At 62.6% G+C, this 17,361-nt stretch carries 12 protein-coding genes; 9 read left to right on the top strand and 3 right to left on the bottom strand.

Annotated features, from left to right (window positions below):
* Window positions 1-307: 307 nt before the first annotated feature.
* Entirely contained in the window at window positions 308-517 is a 210-nt protein-coding gene (locus JWQ90_RS04380) for a hypothetical protein (protein WP_299689957.1), read from the bottom strand.
* A 190-nt stretch (window positions 518-707) separates the two neighbouring features.
* On the opposite strand from JWQ90_RS04380, the gene JWQ90_RS04375 reads away from it, so the two are divergent.
* On the top strand, window positions 708-2,300 hold the full coding sequence (locus JWQ90_RS04375; RefSeq protein ID WP_299689954.1) for an NAD(P)/FAD-dependent oxidoreductase: 1,593 nt from the start codon (window positions 708-710) through the stop codon (window positions 2,298-2,300).
* 62 nt (window positions 2,301-2,362) lie between these two features.
* Here the strand turns inward: JWQ90_RS04375 and JWQ90_RS04370 are convergent, their stop codons facing one another.
* Together JWQ90_RS04370 and JWQ90_RS04365 are read right to left on the bottom strand one after the other, a co-directional pair.
* Window positions 2,363-3,151 carry a tyrosine-protein phosphatase gene (locus JWQ90_RS04370; protein WP_299689951.1) on the bottom strand — a complete coding sequence of 263 codons (789 nt, stop codon included), beginning with the start codon at window positions 3,149-3,151 and terminating at the stop codon, window positions 2,363-2,365.
* A gap of 60 nt (window positions 3,152-3,211) precedes the next feature.
* Window positions 3,212-4,759 carry an AMP-binding protein gene (locus JWQ90_RS04365; RefSeq protein WP_299689948.1) on the bottom strand — a complete coding sequence of 516 codons (1,548 nt, stop codon included), beginning with the start codon at window positions 4,757-4,759 and terminating at the stop codon, window positions 3,212-3,214.
* Between the two features lie 391 nt (window positions 4,760-5,150).
* Between JWQ90_RS04365 and JWQ90_RS04360 the strand changes: the two genes are divergently transcribed.
* The 8 genes from JWQ90_RS04360 (at window position 5,151) to JWQ90_RS04325 (ending at window position 17,358) form a co-directional block, all read left to right on the top strand.
* Window positions 5,151-6,881: a DUF1302 family protein gene (locus JWQ90_RS04360; RefSeq protein ID WP_366919434.1), complete on the top strand. Its 1,731-nt coding sequence runs from the start codon at window positions 5,151-5,153 to the stop codon at window positions 6,879-6,881.
* A 31-nt stretch (window positions 6,882-6,912) separates the two neighbouring features.
* Window positions 6,913-8,268, top strand: a complete 1,356-nt coding sequence (locus tag JWQ90_RS04355; protein ID WP_299689943.1) for a DUF1329 domain-containing protein — start codon at window positions 6,913-6,915, stop codon at window positions 8,266-8,268.
* Window positions 8,269-8,484: 216 nt separating this feature from the next.
* Window positions 8,485-9,555 carry a YCF48-related protein gene (locus JWQ90_RS04350; protein ID WP_299689940.1) on the top strand — a complete coding sequence of 357 codons (1,071 nt, stop codon included), beginning with the start codon at window positions 8,485-8,487 and terminating at the stop codon, window positions 9,553-9,555.
* Window positions 9,556-9,562: 7 nt separating this feature from the next.
* The gene (locus JWQ90_RS04345) at window positions 9,563-11,977 is read left to right on the top strand and encodes an MMPL family transporter (RefSeq protein ID WP_299689937.1); all 2,415 of its coding nucleotides are present in this window, start codon (window positions 9,563-9,565) and stop codon (window positions 11,975-11,977) included.
* 147 nt (window positions 11,978-12,124) lie between these two features.
* Window positions 12,125-12,928, top strand: a complete 804-nt coding sequence (locus JWQ90_RS04340; protein WP_299689934.1) for an enoyl-CoA hydratase/isomerase family protein — start codon at window positions 12,125-12,127, stop codon at window positions 12,926-12,928.
* Window positions 12,929-12,955: 27 nt separating this feature from the next.
* Window positions 12,956-13,735, top strand: coding sequence for an SDR family NAD(P)-dependent oxidoreductase (locus tag JWQ90_RS04335; protein ID WP_299689931.1), 780 nt, complete (start codon window positions 12,956-12,958; stop codon window positions 13,733-13,735).
* A 31-nt stretch (window positions 13,736-13,766) separates the two neighbouring features.
* Window positions 13,767-14,786 carry an AraC family transcriptional regulator gene (locus JWQ90_RS04330; RefSeq protein ID WP_299689927.1) on the top strand — a complete coding sequence of 340 codons (1,020 nt, stop codon included), beginning with the start codon at window positions 13,767-13,769 and terminating at the stop codon, window positions 14,784-14,786.
* Between the two features lie 184 nt (window positions 14,787-14,970).
* Entirely contained in the window at window positions 14,971-17,358 is a 2,388-nt protein-coding gene (locus JWQ90_RS04325) for a TonB-dependent receptor (protein WP_299689924.1), read from the top strand.
* Window positions 17,359-17,361 lie beyond the last annotated feature (3 nt).

Here is a 17,361-nt window from a genome sequence, read left to right as displayed (position 1 = left end):
CAGCAGCTCGATCGCCTTGCGCGCCAGTCCGTTCACCAGGCCGTACACCAGCAGGATGTGAAAAATCACAACGCCGGTGATGCCGATGATGCGTCGCTTCGGATCTTGGCGTTGGCCAAATTCCATCTCGAATCTCCTCCTCTATCTCCCGCCCCGAGATCCAGGACGGGCGAACGAATCTAGTCTTTATGGTTCTAATGACCGGCACACGATACAAACACATGTTACGAATATAGTGCGTATACGTATCGTTTGCTTCTATCCATTATCTGTTGACTTGCGCACGAATACAACCACGCCCATCGGACTAGCGTGAGCCCCTGAATAACATCAAAAATGCGTAGAGCATGGTCTTCAGCGACATCAGGCCCATCGCCTTGCGGATCTCGACGGGTTTGACGATCGCTCGTATGGGCATCGCGCCCATGATCGTGCCTTCGACGATCAGAGTGCCGTTCAGGTGGTAGATCTTGCTGATCTCCATCAGTTCGGAGTTGTCGCTGGCGTACAGTTTCATGGCTTATGTCTCGCTGGGATGGCACAGGTCTGTGGGTACGGCGAAGATCGTCGCCATTCGCTGGTAACGGGAGCAATCCGATTGGTATGCTAATGTACTGTTCGCGGATAAACCAATCAATCCAACAAGAGCGGGCGCCCGTCCGAGGCCTGCGGTGGCCCCACGAACCTGGGCGGGAGAAGGCGTTTTCATGAGCAAGGCATACGATATCGTCGTGGTCGGCGGTGGATCGAATTCATTGACGGCCGCGGCCTATATGGCCAAGGCCGGCAAGCGCGTGCTGGTACTGGAAAAGAACAGCCGCTGCGGTGGCGGCGTGGTTTCGGTCGAAGTCGCGCCGGGCTTCATCCACGACACGCATGCGACCGGCCTGATGACCTGCATGGTCAACCCCGCACTGTCCAAGGACGAGCTCGGCCTGAAATCCAGGTTCGGCCTGGAATTCAAGGAGTGGGACGCTGCGTTCACGACGCTGTTCGATGACGGCTCGGTACTGGCGACGGCCCAGGACGTGGACCGCACCGCACAATCCATCGCGAAGTTCTCGACCAGGGACGCCGAGAGTTATCGCGAACTCGCGCGCCGCTGCGTCAAGCTCGGGCCGCTGCTGAATGCCGGCGCGGCGACGCCGCCGATGCCGTTCTCGCGCTTCATGGGCCTGCTCGACGGCAACGAGATCGGATCGGAACTCGCGGCCGGTTTGTTCAACAGCGCCTACGACGTGATCTGCCGCTATTTCGAGTCCACCGAAGTGCGCTTGCACTATCTGAAGTGGATTGGCGAGGCGATGGAAAACCCCGAGTCCAACGGCACCGGCGTGCTGGTCTACAACCTGCTCGCGCTGGTGCACGGCTCCGGTCCGTACGCGGTGGTCGGCGGCTCGCAGCGGCTGTCCGACTCGCTGGTCAAATGCATCGAGCATCACGGCGGCACCGTGCGCACGCAGGCCGAGGTCGTAAAGCTGCAGATTTCCGGCGGCCGCGCCCGCGGCGTGGTGCTGAAGGACGGCGAAACCATCGCCGCGAAAGATGCAGTGCTGGCCTGCATTCATCCCTGGAACCTGAAGCAGTTCATCCCCGAGATCGACGAGCGCGTGGCCACCGATGCGCGCGCCACCAAGCTCAGCAATCATGGCGCGGTCAACCAGCAGATTTCGCTGTCGCGCGAGCCGATCTTCATCGGCGGCAACCCCGACATCCTGCGCAACAGCATGGTCGTGGAATATATGCCGCGCGGCGATTTTCTCGGCATGCGCAAAATCTACGACGGCTATCGCTACGGCGAGATTCCCTACGGCCACTTCAACCCGTTGTCGATCATCAACTCGTTCATCGACAAGACCCGCGTGCCGACGCCGGATCAGTGCGCGCTGTATCTGTATCACTTCGCGCCCATGCATCTGAAAGACGGCGGCATCGACGCCTGGGACGAGCGCCGGCAGGAATACGGCAACCTGGTCTGGGACGCATTCAAGAAGTACACGATCAATATCGACGAGAGCTGCATCAAGGGCCGCCTGATCGAGACGCCGCTCGACCATCACCGTCATTCCGGCAGCATGATGCAGGGCGACATTTTCGGCATCGGTACCGCGGGCGGACAGATCCTGGGCCGGCGGCCGACGCCGGCGCTCGCCAACTACCGCGTGCCGAACATCGGCGGCCTGTATCTGACCGGGCCGTTCATGCATCCGGGCGGCACGGTCACGATGGGCGGGCGCCCGACCGCGATGGTGATGTACCAGGACATGGGCATCGATCTGAGCGTCGGCTTCGAGATCTGAAGCTCGGAGCCCTGCTGCATCCGATGCGGGGCCGGCGGACACGTCGGCAAGGGATTGCCGACCTACGGAAGCGGCTCCAGCAGCCTGGAGCGCAGTTGGTCCCGGCGCGGCGGGCTCAGCCCGGCCTGCTGCTCCAGGTACCCGTCGACACCGCGATGCTCGCGTTCGATGCAGGCCAGGACTTCTTCCAGATATTCGCTGCGTACGCGGAACGCATCGACGCCGGCCGGCACCGGGCCATCGCCGGAATGCAGGATCGCGGCGATGCGCTCGCGGCCGAAGTGGCGATCGCTGAGCATGTAGTCGGCCTCGATCGTGTCGCGCGCCACTCCGAGCGCATGCAGGATCATCGCGCAGACGAAGCCGGTGCGGTCCTTGCCGGCGGCACAGTGGATCAGCACCGGACCGCGGTTCTCGATCAGGTGATCGAACAAGGCACGCAGGGTCGCGGCGAAAGCGAGCGGAAAGCCGCGATAGGTTTGCATCATGTAGGCGCGAGCCTGCTCGTGCGTGTCGCGCGGATGCCGGATCAGTGCATCGCGGATATCGGCTGCACCGGCGTCGGCGCTTCCATCGGCGGTCAGCAGCAAGGGGCTGACACCCTCCGGCCAGCGATTGGGCGCCCGGCTGCGCTCGCCGGCTGAACGCAAGTCGCAGATCAGCGCGATGTTCAGGCCTCGCAGAACATCGAGATCAGATTCGCCGAGACGATCAAGCGCCTCGCAGCGATACAACTGCGCGCTGCGCAGCCGGTAACCGTTCGCAGCCGTCAGCCCCCCGAGATCGCGGAAGTTGGGCGCCGCCTCCAGCTGCAAAGACAGCGCGGATGCGGCATCGTTTTTAGAACTCATAGGCTACTCAGGTCGCGACGATCAGCCGCATTGATACTGCGCTTTGTTTGCAAAGCCGAGTCAGATTCGCGTGGTCCGGCCTTTCCAGTAGCGATCCTTCACCAGCCGCTTGACCAGCTTGCCGGCCTCGTTGCGCGGCAGCTGATCGACGAAATCCACCGAACGCGGGCACTTGATCGGCGTCAGCCGCGCGCGGCACCAGGCGATGATATCGGCCTCGAGAGCCTGGGCGTCGACAACCTCGCCCCGCGCCTGCACGACCGCTTTCACTTCCTCGCCGAACTCCGGATGCGGCACGCCGATGACCGCGACATCGGCGATCGCCGGATGCGAGTACAGCAGGTTCTCGGCCTCCTGCGGATAGATGTTGACGCCGCCGGAAATGATCATGTGCGACTGCCGGTCGGTCAGGTACAGATAGCCTTCGGCATCGAGGTAACCGACGTCGCCGAGCGAGGCCCAGCCGTCTTCGGTATAAGCGCTGCGCGTCTTCTCCGGGTCCTGGTGGTACTCGAAGCGATGGCCGTTGTACATGTAGATCGCGCCCAGCACCATCGGCGGCAATATCGCACCCTGCTCGTCCTGTATGCGGATCGAAGCGCCGGCGAATGCACGGCCGACCGAACCCTTGTGCAGCAGCCATTCCTGCGAGCCGATCAGCGTGTGACCCACCGCTTCGGTGCCGCTGTACATTTCCTCGATCACCGGTCCCCACCACGCGATCATCTGCTCCTTGACCGCGATCGGGCATGGCGCCGCCAGGTGGATCGCGCAACGCATCGACGACACATCGCAGGCCGCGCGCACACTCTGCGGCAGATTGAGCATGCGGATGAACATCGTCGGCACGAATACACCGTGCGTGGCGCGATAGTCCGGTATCGCCTGCAGCGTCGCCAGCGCGTCGAACTTGCGGAACGCGACCACGGTGCCGCCCGTGCGCTGCACGCTGAGCATGAAGCGCCCCGGCGCCGCGTGGTAGAACGGCCCCGGATTGACCATCACGGTTTCACTGGAAAGGCCATAGCGATCAACCAGCATCGTCAGCCGCGGCGGGGCGGTTTCGGGCGGCTCGTCCGGCAACTCGGTCCGCACACCCTTGGGGCGGCCCGTCGTACCCGAGGAGTACAGCATCGACGGGCCTCGGCGCCGGTTCTGCAGGGCCAGCGGCGGATGTTGCGCGAGCAGGTCCTCGTAGGAGCCGAAGCCGGGCCGCGCGCCATCGAGCATCAGGCAGCGTAGATCGCCAGCGCAGCGTTGCGCGACGGCCAAGGCCGTCGCGGCCAGCATCGCGGAACTGATCAGCAACTTGGCACCGGAGTTTTCAACGATATAGGCCGCGTCGTCGACGCTGGACTGGCTGCCGACACAGGCATACGTGATGCCGGAATTCTTCGCCGCCCAGCACAGCTCGGGATAGCGAATGTGGTTTTCGATGAAGATCGCGATGGTGTCACCTTCGGCCAGCCCCAGCGCCTGGAACAGCTGCGCGGCGCGGTCGGCGTTGTCGACCATTTGCCGATAACTGATCGATTCACCGACGTCCGCCAGGATGAGCGCTGGTTGCGTAGGGTGACTCAAGGCGTGTTGTCGAGGATGCGCATTCATCATTCAATCTCCTTCCCGCGGATGCGACCCGACACCTTATCGGACAACGACTAAAGACAGTATCTCTGTGCGGCACAGAACAGAACAGTCTTTAAACATATCGTACGCTAGCTATCTTTGAATAGGTCGGTTTTCCAGGCGCCGCTATATTTAGGTCGCCTGCGTACCGTTTAGCGGGTGAATCACTACCACTTAATTGTAAAGCTGTATCCGCCGCTGGGTCCGACGCCATTGAATAACCCCCTTGCAGTTCTTGTGCAAAGCAATCGACTACGTCTCAGCGTCGCCCGTATTCGGCCGGCGGACGACACCTGTCAGCACGCACCAATAGCACTCAGATGGCAAGCACGGCCGATTCAGCCGATGCAACTACAACAGCGGAGGAGAGACAATGCAATCAAGAACAAAAAGGGGCCGATATCCAGGTATGGCGTTCAAGCCATGCCTGTTCGTAGCCGCCGCCATCGGGGCTACGAGCGCCCAGGGGTTTCAGATTGACGCCGGACCTGACTGGCAAGTCCACTGGGACAACACCGTGTCATACAACCTCGGCATGCGCGTGCAGAGCGTCGATGACAAGATCGGCGACAACCCGCTTTTCAACGAGTCCGACTACAAATTCTCAAAAGCGGGCGACATCGTCACCAACCGTATCGCCGATCTGTCCGAGTTCGATGCGGTTTACAAAAACGATATCGGTTTCCGCGTCAGCGGCTCGGCGTTCAACGACTTCGCCTTTGATGACGACGTCGAGTTCAACCCTGGAGAGGTCGCTCCGGGCACGCCGTACTCTGCGCTGAGTACCTATTCCAACAACAAGTTCAGCAGCTATACCAAGCGCTATTACCAGCGCGGCGCCCAGCTTCTCGACGCTTTCGTATTCGGCAACTTCGATATCGCCGGACACGCCAGCTCGGTACGTATCGGGCGTCTGACTCAGTTTTGGGGCAATGCACTGATTTTCGGCGCGGAAGGCATCAACTACTCGCAGAACGCGTCCGACAACATCAAGGCACTCAACTCGCCTGGAACCCAGGCCAAGGAACTCGCCATTCCGCGGGCACAGTTCCTGTTTCAGACCGCGCTGACGCCGACGATGACCTTGGCGGCACAGGTTTTCGGCGAGTTCTACGGCAACCGCCTGCCGGAAGGCGGCACCTATCTGGGCACGTTCGGGTTCGCGTTTTCCGGCCCCGACCAGTTGCCGGGCGGTGCTGGCACCAATGGTGGCAGCCGCGAGCCCGGCAACTTCAATTCCAATTACGGACTCAAGTACACCTGGAGCCCCGACTGGATGAGCGGCGGCAATGTCGGTGCCTATTATCGCCGTCTGGACGAGGTACAACCCTGGCTGCTATTCGGCGTGGACCCAGGCACCGGGGCGGTCAACTACCACCTTAGCTACAACGAGAACGTCAAACTCTATGGCTTGAGCCTGGACCAGCAGATTGGCCAACTCAGCACCGGCTTCGAGGCCTCGTACCGGCAGGGCACGGCGCTCAACAGCGCGACCGGCCCCTTACCCACCGATCTGTCGGGCCGCCAGGGGCCACGCGGCAATACGATCAACCTGATCGCCAATGTACTGGCAGGCCTCACGCCGACGGCGCTCTATCAGACCGGCACGTTCCTGGCCGAAGTCGCCGTTACCCACAAAGTATCGGTGACCAGCAACCAGGCGCTGTACAACGGCGTCGACAATGCATCGGGCTGCCCCTCCGGCTCCAAAAAGGACGGCTGCTCCACCGACAATGCAGTCGGCATCGCGGCGCAGTTCGATCCCCAGTGGCTGCAGGTGTTTCCCGGCGTCGACCTGGATACACCGGTCTTCGCGCAATACGGCATCTCGGGCAATGGTCCCAGCGTCGGCGGCGTGATCAACCAGGGAACGATCGTCTACACCGCCGGGGTGCACGCCTTCGTACGCCAGCGCTACAACCTGAGCCTGCAGTACAACGGCTTTCACGCGCCGACCAACGGGCTGACGAATGCGGCCGGTGGTGCTGCAGGGGGCGTGCCGCTCGGAACTCCCGGATTCCCGTCCTACTACAACGCCAACAACCAGCAGTTCTTCTTTAACGACAAGGGCTGGGTTTCCCTGACCTTCTCGACCGTATTCTGATCGGAGACCCACTATGAGAATAATTAGAACGATGCTGGCGGCCTGCTTTGCCGCTGCGATATCAGGCACCGCGTACGCCGCGGTGTCGCAGCAGGAGGCCGATCAGCTAGGTGGCACCACACTCACCGAATTCGGTGCCGAAAAGGTCGGCAATGCCGACGGCAGCATTCCGCCGTACACCGGCGGCCTGCCCAAGGACACGGCTCCTGCGGGCTGGAAGCCGGGGACGGGCCGCTACGATAAAAACCCGTTCGACGACGAGAAACCGCTGCTGTCGGTCAATGCCGGCAACATGGACAAGTATGCCGACCGCCTGACCGCGGGCGCTGTCGCGATGATGAAGAAATATCCGGACTACCGGATCGACGTCTATCCGAGTCATCGCAGCCAGGGCTACCCGGCCGAATGGCTGTCGCACTGCAAAACGAACGCGACGACGGTGAAGATGACCAAAACCGGCAACGGCGTTGAAGGCGGCCACTCCTGCGTCGCCTTTCCGATCCCCAAGGACGGCAACGAAGTGCAGTGGAACAACGCCACGCGCTACGTCTACGGGGTCGACGTCGAGATCTCCATGTCCAACTGGCTGATGGACGCCGCCCAGCACGTGACGGATCTCGGGCATATCACTTATACGCAGTCGAACTACTGGACGGACCCGGCCACGAACACGACACCGGGTTACCGGCTCGGAATCAGCCAGGGCGCATGGAAAGGGCCTCCGTTCCAAGTCGGCACGCTGGTCAGACAGACTCGGTCACTCGACTACGACAAGCAGTCCACACTGGCATGGTTCTACTCGCCGGGGCAGCGCCGCGTGCGTCTGGCTCCAGAGTTCGCCTTCGATACGCCGATCGCTTCCTACGGCGGTGCCATCACCTATGACGAGCAGTTCGGTTTCGGGGGGTCGCCTGAGCGCTTCGACTGGAAGCTCGTCGGCAAGAAAGAGATGTACGTCCCCTACAACGACTACAAGCTGTTTTTCACGCCGGTCGACAAGCTGTTCAGCAAGGGCTTCGTCAATCCCGACAACTTTCGCTTCGAGCTGCATCGCGTCTGGGTGATCGAGTCGACTCTGAAGCCCGGCAAACGGCATGTCTATTCACGCCGGACTTTTTATATCGATGAGGACACTTGGGCGGTTGTGGCCAGTGACTCCTATGATCAGAGTGGAAAAATTTATCGTGTGGGCTTCATTCCCAGCTACCCGGTCTGGGACAAACAGACCTTCGTCCAAGGTATGAATTTTTACGACATGACCAAGGGATCTTTCCTGATCGGCCCCGTCTATAGCCGGCCCGAGGATGGCGCAATCGTCAGCGACAAATTCCCGGCGGACTCATCCAAATGGTCACCGGACCGGATGGCGGGTAGCGGCATTCGTTGATGCATGCTGGATGAGCGGATCACGCAGGGCGGCGACAGCACCGAAACGTCGCTGGCTTCCCTGCGTGATTTCGCATGACGATGTAGAGCGAGAAGATCCAGTGTCTCCATCAATAGTGCAGAACCAATCTGCCGGCGAGCGCAACCCGTGCGACAACGATTATCAGCAACGGAACAACGGCGACTGACGACACTATTCGTCGGCCTCTATTTTTTAATGTCGACCACTGGCGTCGCGGACGCAGGATCGAACAAGCCCTTTCGCGATCCACTGAATACGCCGGCAGATGTCCTGATCGGGGCGCTGAATCCGGCACAGCAGCCGATACTGGCTGCCGCGCAGGCGGGCAAGCAACTGGTGGGCGTGGGACTGCGTGGTCTGATTGTCCTGTCGGACGACGACGGTCTCCGGTGGCACCAGATCAGCGCTCCGGTGCAGTCCGACCTCGTTGCCGTGCAGTTTCCAACTTCGCAACAGGGCTGGGCCACCGGCCACGAAGGCGTCATCCTGCATACTGCGGATGGCGGCCAGAGCTGGACCAAGCAGCTCGATGGCCGAATCAGCCAAAGCACGCTGCCAGTGCACTATCGGCAGCGCATCGATGCGGGTGAAACCGCGATGCAGCCGTTTCTCGACGAGATCAATCTCAACACTTCCGGCGGCCCCACGCTACCGTTCCTGAGCGTGTACTTCGAAGACGGCACGACCGGCTACGCGGTCGGCTCGTTCGGCATGATCGTGATGACCCGGGACGGCGGCAAAACCTGGATTCCCTGGCTCGATCACATCGACAACCCGGACTTCCTGAATCTCAACGACATTCGCAGGATCGGCAGCGAGATCGTGATCGTCGGCGAGAAAGGCAGCGTGTTCCGGCTCGATCGGGCGCAGCAGCGCTTCGTGTCGATCTCGACGACTTACATCGGCAGTTTCTTCGGCATCGTCGGCAACCAGGACTTCCTGCTGGCCTTCGGTCTCGCCGGCACGGTGTACAGAAGCCGCGACGGCGGCGCGAACTGGGACCTGATCGCCTCGGGCGTTCACGCAACACTGACCGCTGGGTCGATGTCCGCCGACGGCTCCACCGTGCTGCTGGCCACCGAGAACGGACAACTGCTGGCGAGCGACAACCAGGGCCAAAGCTTCAGGTCGGTTTCAACCACCTCGCCGATGCTGTTTACCGCAATGATCCCGACCGCCGACGGCGGACTCGTGCTCGCCGGCTACCAGGGCCTGGCGAAGCAGCCGATGCCGGGCCAGAGCCCGGCCACTTCCGGCAATCACTGAGAACCCAATGGCCGCTTCCCTGCAGACCGATGCGATGCCGGTGGTTCGCGATCGGGCGTCGTTCGATTCGAAATCCGGCAATGTCCTGGAACGGCTGATCTTCAACCACCGCCTGGCGATCGTGCTGCTCTGCACGCTGGTGTCGGCTCTGCTCGGCTGGCAGGCGATCCAGCTGCGCGTCAATGCCAGCTTCGAAAAAATGCTGCCGCAGTCGCAGGCGTATATCCAGAACTATCTCGCCAACAAGGATTTCCTGCGCAGTCTCGGCAACTCGATCCGCATCGACGTCGAGAACACCAAGGGCGATATCTACGATCCGGACTATCTGAGGGTTCTGCAGGACATCAACGACCTCGTATTCCTGATGCCCGGCGTGGATCGCTCGTTCCAGAAGTCGCTGTGGACGCCCGGTGTGCGCTGGACCCAGGTCACCGAGGAGGGTTTCCGCGGCGGCCCGGTGATGCCGCAGGACTACGACGGCACGGCGGCCTCGCTGGATACCTTGCGCAGCAACGTCGGCCGGGCCGGGCTGGTCGGCAATCTGGTCGCCAACAACCAGAAGTCGAGCACGGTTTTCGTGCCGCTGCTGGACCTCAATCCCGATACCGGCGCGCCGCTCGACTACGCCGAATTCGCGCGCGCGCTCGAAGACAAAGTCCGCAGCAAGCAGAACGCCTCCATCCACATCCACATCGTCGGCTTCGCCAAACTGGTCGGCGATCTGATCGATGGGCTGGTGCAGGTGATGGCCTACTTCGCCGTCGCTGCAGTGATGGCCGGCATCGTCATTTTCCTTTACACGCGCTGTATCCGCAGCACGCTGCTGGTCGTGGCCTGCTCGCTGATGGCCGTGCTCTGGCAACTCGGCATCGTGCATCTGCTCGGCTACGTGCTCGATCCCTACTCGGTGCTGGTGCCGTTCCTGGTGTTCGCCATCGGCGTCAGCCACGGCGCGCAGAAGATGAACGGCATCATGCAGGACGTCGGCCGCGGCACGCATCGCTATGTGGCAGCGCGTTATACGTTCCGCCGCCTGTTTCTGGCCGGCTTGACCGCGCTGATCGCCGACGCGGTGAGCTTCGCCGTGCTGATGATCATCGACATCCCGGTGATTCGTGATCTGGCGATGACCGCGAGCCTCGGCGTCGGCGTGCTGATCTTCACCAATCTGGTGCTGCTGCCGATCCTGCTGTCCTATATCGGCGTCAGCCCCAAGGCCGCCGCGCGTGCGATGCGCGCGGAATCCAACATGCCGGGCCGATTCGCGCTGCCGCGTCTGGCCTGCTTCACTCAGGCGCGGTACGCCGTTCCGACACTGATCGCCGCGGCGATACTGGCGGTGGCCGGCTATGTCGTCAGCCTCAATCTGAAGATCGGTGATCTCGACCCGGGCGCGCCGGAGCTGCGAGCCGATTCGCGCTACAACCGAGACAACAGCTTCATCGCCGCCAACTACGGCCTGTCCAGCGACCAGTTCGTGATCATCGTCAAGACGCCGACCGCCGGCATTGCGACTTTCAACACACTGACCGAACAGGACCGGCTGCAGCAGAAGCTGCGCGAGCTGCCCTCGGTGCAGACCGTCGCCTCAGCGTCGCAGGTGATCCGCTTTGCAACCTCGGGCAGCTACGAGGGCTCGCCGAAGTGGCTGTCGATCAATCGCGATCAGGCCGTGCTTTCGCCGGGTGCCAACTTCGTCAGCGACAACAATCCCGAACTGATCAACAAGGAGTGGTCTCTGGGCACCGTGATCGCCTATCTGAAGGATCACAAGGCCGAGACGCTGGAACAGATTGTCGAAGTCTCGCAGCAGTTCGCCGACCGCCACAACAATCAGGATGTGCAGTTTCTGCTCGCTGCCGGTTCCTCCGGCATCGACGCCGCCACCAACATCACCGTCAAGCAGGCCAATCGCACGATGCTGCTGCTGGTCTACGCAGCGGTCATCACCCTGTGCTTCATCACTTTCCGCAGTTGGCGGGCCGTGGTCGTCGCGGTTGTGCCGCTGGCGCTGACCTCGATCCTGTGTGAGGCCCTGATGGTCGTGCTCGGCATCGGCGTAAAAGTCGCGACGCTGCCGGTGATCGCGCTTGGCGTCGGCATCGGCGTGGATTACGCGCTGTACCTGCTGAGCGTGCAGCTGACACTGCAACGTTCAGGCCTGCCACTGGGCGATGCCTACGCCCGCGCGGTGAGCTTCACCGGCAAGGTCGTCGCGCTGGTCGGGGTTACGCTGGCAGCCGGCGTCATCACCTGGGCCTGGTCGCCAATCAAGTTCCAGGCCGACATGGGCATCCTGCTGACCTTCATGTTCCTCTGGAACATGCTCGGTGCGCTGGTCCTGATCCCGGCGCTGTCGAGTTTCCTGCTGCGAGACGTAGCTACCATGGTCCACGTCGGCGAGCGTGCGGCGCACGCCTAGCCCACCGAATCATTGGAAATGGGGCTGAGGGACGCCCGAGGCCGGGTGCCGCGACCCGTGTACATTCAATCTATGCTGGCCGAAGACCGGCACCGACATCGTAAGCAAGCAATCCAATAGAATGTCGCCAGGTCAACGGAGACGAACTTGAACGACACGGTTCTGGTGCAGGAACAGGACGGCATTCTGGAGGTGGTGCTGAATCGCCCGCAGAAATACAACGCGATTTCCGACGAGATGCTGGAGATGCTGCGCGAAACGGTCGACCGCTTTGGCGCCCGGCGCGATCTGCGGGTCATGCTGATCCGTGCGGCCGGCCCGTATTTCACCGCCGGCATGGACGTGAATCCCGAGCTTTCACCGAGCGTGGCCGGCAGCACGCTCGATGGCCGGCACTGGTACCGCACCAAGTTCCACCGCATGTTCGACGAGCTGGAGGCGATCGAGAAGCCGATCGTCGTCGCCCACCAGGGGCCGTGCCTGGGCGGCGGCCTGGAAATGTCGCTGTCCTGCGACTTCCGCCTGGCCGCGGCCAGCGCGCGCTACGGCCTGCCGGAAATCGACATCGGCGCCCTGCCCGGCTCCGGCGGCATCAGCCGCCTGACCCGCATCGCCGGGCCGCACTGGGCACGCTGGCTGGTGATGGCCGGCGAACAGGTCGATGCCGCGCAGGCACTGAGCATGGGCATCGTGCACGCGGTGTACCCGGACGAGGAATTCGAAAGCCGGGTACGCGCGTTCTGCGCCAAGCTGACCCGCCAACCCTACGAGCTGCTCGGCCTGGCGAAGCTGTCGATCGAGCTGGCGACCGATCTCGACCGCGCGCAGGCGCGCAACGTCGAGCGCATCAGCAACAGCATCCTGTTCACCGGTGCCGAGCACAAGGCCCTGCTGCAGGCCTTCCTCGACCGCCAGGCGGCCAAGCGCAAGGCGCGTGATGGCAGCGCGTAAACAACTCGTCGTTCTGCGGACGCGGAAGTGAGTTCGGGTCCCGCAAACAGCCCATTCCGCCTCGACGGCAAGGTCGCGATCGTAACCGGTTCGACACGGGGTATCGGCCTGGCAAGCGCCAGGCTGATGGCGCAGGCCGGCGCGAAACTGGTGATCTCGTCGCGCAAGGCCGAGCGCTGCGCCGCGGTCTGCGACGAGTTCCGCGCGCAGGGTTTTGACGCGATCGCGGTTGTGTGTCACGTCGCGCGCGACGAGGATCGCGTGCAACTCGTCGAGCAGACCCTGGCACGCTGGGGACGCATCGACATCCTGGTCGCGAATGCGGCGATCAATCCCTCGTTCGATTCGCTGCAGGATCTGCCGCCGGCGGTCTGGCAGAAAGTGCTGGACACCAATCTCACCGCAGTCTGGCATCTGTCGCGCCTGGTCCTGCCGACGATGGCCGCCCAGGGCTCGGGCGCGATGGTCATGCTGTCGTCGACCGCCGGCACGCTCGGCGTGCCGAACTCCGGAATCTATGCGGTTTCCAAAGCGGCAGGGAATCACCTTGCGCGCCAACTCGCGGTGGAATGGGGCGCGCAAGGCGTGCGCATCAACGTGGTCGCACCGGGCACCACGCGCACCGACATGATCCGCTCGCTGATGGCGGTTCCGGGCGCGGAACAACAGGCGATCGCCAGCACCGCGCTCCGGCGTCTCGGCGAGCCGGACGACGTCGCCGCAGCCGTGTTGTTTCTTGCCTCGGACGCAGCGCGCCACATTACCGGCCAGATTCTGGTCGTCGATGGCGGCCAGTCGCTAAGCTGATGCTTCTTCGGGATCTGTCACCGATCCACCCATGACCGATCGCATCCGATCTTCCGCGTTGACGGGTTATCGCCGGCTAGTGGCGAAACTCGGCGGAGATGCGGACAGCCTGCTGCAGCGCGCCGGCATCGCCCCGGGTGCGCTGGAGGTTTCGGATGAACTGATCTCGTTCCGCTCGATGGTCCGGCTGCTGGAGGCCACCGCCATCACCCTGGCCTGCCCCGACTTCGGCATGCAGCTGGCACTCGAGCAGGACATGCGCATCCTGGGGCCGGTCGGCATCATCGGCCTGAATTCGCCGACGGTACGCGACGCGATCGCCGACATGATCGAGCACATCGGCTTCTACAGTCCGGCGATCCTGTGCCGGATCGACGAGCAAACCGATCCGCGGCGCCCGCTGCTGACCTACGACCTGCGATTCTCGGGCGAACCCCACAAGCGCCAGACCATCGAACTCGCCATGTGCCTGTTCCATCGTCACATGCAGACGCTGACGCACGGCCAGGGCTGGCTGGAGACGGTATTGTTCCGTCACGCCACGCCGCTGCCTCAATCGACTTACCGGCATTACTTCGGCACCGCCGCGCAATTCAGCCAGCCGGTCAATGCCTTGGTGGTAAGGGCGGAGGATCTGCGCCGGCCGCTCGAAAATACCGATGCGCAGCTGCGCCGCGTGATGACCGACTATCTGCGCCAGTTCAGTACCAGCAACCCCTTCGATTTTCGCTGCCAGGTCGAGCAACTGATCCGTCGCCTGCTGCCGAGCGGCCGCTGCAACCTGCAATACGTGGCCGGACAACTGCATCTGCACGAACGCACACTGCAGCGGCGCCTGACTCAGCTGAACCTGCATTTTGAAGACATGGTCGAGTCGGTGCGGCGCGAACGCGCCGAGGAACTGCTGTCGGAGTCGAAGCTGTCGATGGCGCAGATCGCCGAGCAACTCGGCTACCTGGATCAGAGTTCACTCAATCGCGCTTGCCGCCGCTGGTTCAGTACCGCGCCCAGGCAGATCAAGGCCCTGCATCGCCCCCAGCCGGAGCAGTGATAAAGACCTTTGATCGCGATCGCAATGACCTGATCCGCGCGCCAACTGTCATCAGATGCCAAGAAATTGTCGCTAGCAGCAAAAATGCTCCTCAAGGCCGTTCGCCAGAATGGCCGAGCTAAAAAGCACCGCCGTCAGGCAACTCCGTTGCCAGGAACGCGGAAGAATAACGAGGAGAAATGTCGTGAAAAAACACCATGTCGTGCCGTTTGCGCTGAGCTTCTGTCTGTATATCCCGATGGCGGCCGCACAGGACGCCGCCAGTCCACCGGCGGCGGAAGCCATCCCGGGATCGATGCCAGAACCGGCTCCGGCCGAATCCGCAGCCGGCGCAGCTCCCGGTGCCGCCGCTATACCGGAGCAAACGGCGGGCATCGAAGAAATCATCGTCACTGCGCAGAAACGCCAGGAGGCGGTCAACAGTGTGCCGATGTCGATCACCGCATTGAGCGGCAATTCCTTGCGCGACCAGGGCATCAGCAGCGTTGGTGATCTGCAGAAGATCGTGCCCGGCTTCCGCTATACGCAGAGCGCCTACTCCACGCCGATCTACTCGATCCGCGGCATCGGCTTCAACGAAAGCAGCCTCGGCGCCAAGCCCAATGTCAGCGTCTATGTCGACGAAGTCCCGCTGCCATTCCCGATCCTGACCGCCGGTGCGTCGATGGACCTGCAACGCGTGGAAGTGTTGAAAGGCCCGCAAGGCACGCTGTTCGGCCAGAACTCGACCGGCGGCGCCGTCAACTACATCGCGGCCAAACCCACCGATACGTTCTCTGCCGGTTTCAGCGACGAATACGGCAGCTTCAACACATCGGTCATCGAAGGCTTCGTCAGCGGACCGCTGGCCGACACGCTCAAGGGCCGCGTCGCGATCAAGACCGAGCAGGGCGGCGACTGGCAGCAGAGCTACACCACCGACAACGAGAACGGCAAGAAGAACAAGACCGCTGCGCGTGTGCTGTTCGACTGGGCGCCGAGCGGGGCGCTGAAAGCCGAGCTCAATCTCAATGGCTACGTCGACCGCTCCGACGAGCAGGCCGCGCAACTGATCGCGATTACCCCGTTGAGCCAGGCCAGGGTCGAGAAGTACACGCCGGACCTGCTGACGTATCCGACCTCGCCCCAGGACAATCGCGCCGCAGACTGGGGGCCGAGCGATACCTACAGCCGCGACAATCGCTTCGTGCAGTCCGCGCTACGCGTCGACTACGAGCTCACGCAGGACCTCACGCTGACCTCGATCTCCTCGTATTCCAGCTACAAGCAGGACCGCGACGTCGACCCCGATGGCACCACGCTGCAGAACATCGAGTACCACACCGACGGCGACATCGACTCGGTAAACCAGGAACTGCGCCTGGCCGGTGCGCTGGGCGAGCGCACGCGCTGGATCGTCGGCGCCAACTACGCCCACGACAAGGTCAAGCAGCGCGACGACGGCAACGTGACCTACAACGGCAACGCCTACGCGCTCGGCTCGCCGCCGTTCTTCGTCTACTACAACTACTCCGACCAGAAGTTCGACACGAAATCAGCTTTTGCCAACGTGGATTTCGATCTGACGGACCGCCTGACCGCCCACGCCGCCGCGCGCTATACGCAGGCCGATCTGGACTTCTCCGGCTGCACCGGCGACAGCGGCGATGGCTCGCTCGCCACGGCATGGAACCGCGTCTTCGGCACCGCCGTCGCTGCGGGGGATTGCACCACGACGACGCTGGAGGCCGACGGCAGCCTGAACGCCGGCTTGAAGAGCCGCACACTCGACGAGAACAACCTGTCCTGGCGCACCGGCCTGGACTGGAAGCCGGCCGACGGCACCTTGCTCTATGCCAACATCAGCAAGGGCTACAAGTCAGGCAGCTTCCCGATTCTGTCGGCGAGTTTCGACGCGCAGCTCGATCCCGCGACGCAGGAGTCCGTGCTCGCCTACGAGACCGGCTTCAAGACCCGGCTGCTGGATCGCACGATGCAGTTCAACGGCGCGGTCTTCTACTACGATTACAAGGACAAGCAGGTGCGCGGCCGCGTGATCGATCCGGTGTTCGGGCCGCTCGAAGCCCTGGTCAACATCCCCAAATCAAGCGTCAAGGGTGCCGAACTGCAGCTCACCTGGCTGCCGGTCGCGGGCCTGACGACGAATGTCGGCGGCACCTATGTCGACAGCGAGATCAAGGATTTCCAGAACTACGATCCCTACGGCCACCCGGGCGATTTCAGCGGCGAAGCCTTCCCGCTGACGTCGAAGTGGCAGGGCTTTGTCGACGCGCAATACGAGTGGCCGCTGAACAACGATCTGAACGGGTTCGCCGGGGCCAACCTGAGCTACCAGAGCAGCACCAACGGTGGGCTCGGCGATCTGGACATCCTCAAGATCGACGGCTACGCGCTGCTCGACCTTCGCGCAGGCGTGGCCACGGCGGATGGCAAATGGCGCTTCAGCGTCTGGGGCCGCAACCTCACCGACGAGTATTACTGGACGATCGCCGACCACATCTCGGACACCACGGTGCGCTATACCGGCATGCCGACCACGGTCGGCGTCAGCGTCGCCTACCGCTACGAATAAGGA

Origin of the sequence: Hydrocarboniphaga sp. (assembly GCF_028291725.1) — a bacterium.
Lineage (GTDB): Bacteria > Pseudomonadota > Gammaproteobacteria > Nevskiales > Nevskiaceae > Hydrocarboniphaga.
The sequence above is the reverse complement of the archived record's forward strand: the minus strand, read 5'-3'. Positions and strand labels throughout refer to the sequence as shown.

Excerpts from the sequence above, each read along its gene's own strand:
- JWQ90_RS04380 (WP_299689957.1), bottom strand. The coding sequence starts at position 517 with ATGAAACTGTACGCCAGCGACAACTCCGAACTGATGGAGATCAGCAAG.
- JWQ90_RS04330 (WP_299689927.1), top strand. The coding sequence starts at position 13,767 with ATGACCGATCGCATCCGATCTTCCGCGTTGACGGGTTATCGCCGGCTA.
- JWQ90_RS04355 (WP_299689943.1), top strand. The coding sequence starts at position 6,913 with ATGCTGGCGGCCTGCTTTGCCGCTGCGATATCAGGCACCGCGTACGCC.
- JWQ90_RS04360 (WP_366919434.1), top strand. The coding sequence starts at position 5,151 with ATGCAATCAAGAACAAAAAGGGGCCGATATCCAGGTATGGCGTTCAAG.
- JWQ90_RS04370 (WP_299689951.1), bottom strand. The coding sequence starts at position 3,151 with ATGAGTTCTAAAAACGATGCCGCATCCGCGCTGTCTTTGCAGCTGGAG.
- JWQ90_RS04375 (WP_299689954.1), top strand. The coding sequence starts at position 708 with ATGAGCAAGGCATACGATATCGTCGTGGTCGGCGGTGGATCGAATTCA.
- JWQ90_RS04365 (WP_299689948.1), bottom strand. The coding sequence starts at position 4,759 with ATGAATGCGCATCCTCGACAACACGCCTTGAGTCACCCTACGCAACCA.
- JWQ90_RS04345 (WP_299689937.1), top strand. The coding sequence starts at position 9,563 with ATGGCCGCTTCCCTGCAGACCGATGCGATGCCGGTGGTTCGCGATCGG.
- JWQ90_RS04350 (WP_299689940.1), top strand. The coding sequence starts at position 8,485 with ATGTCGACCACTGGCGTCGCGGACGCAGGATCGAACAAGCCCTTTCGC.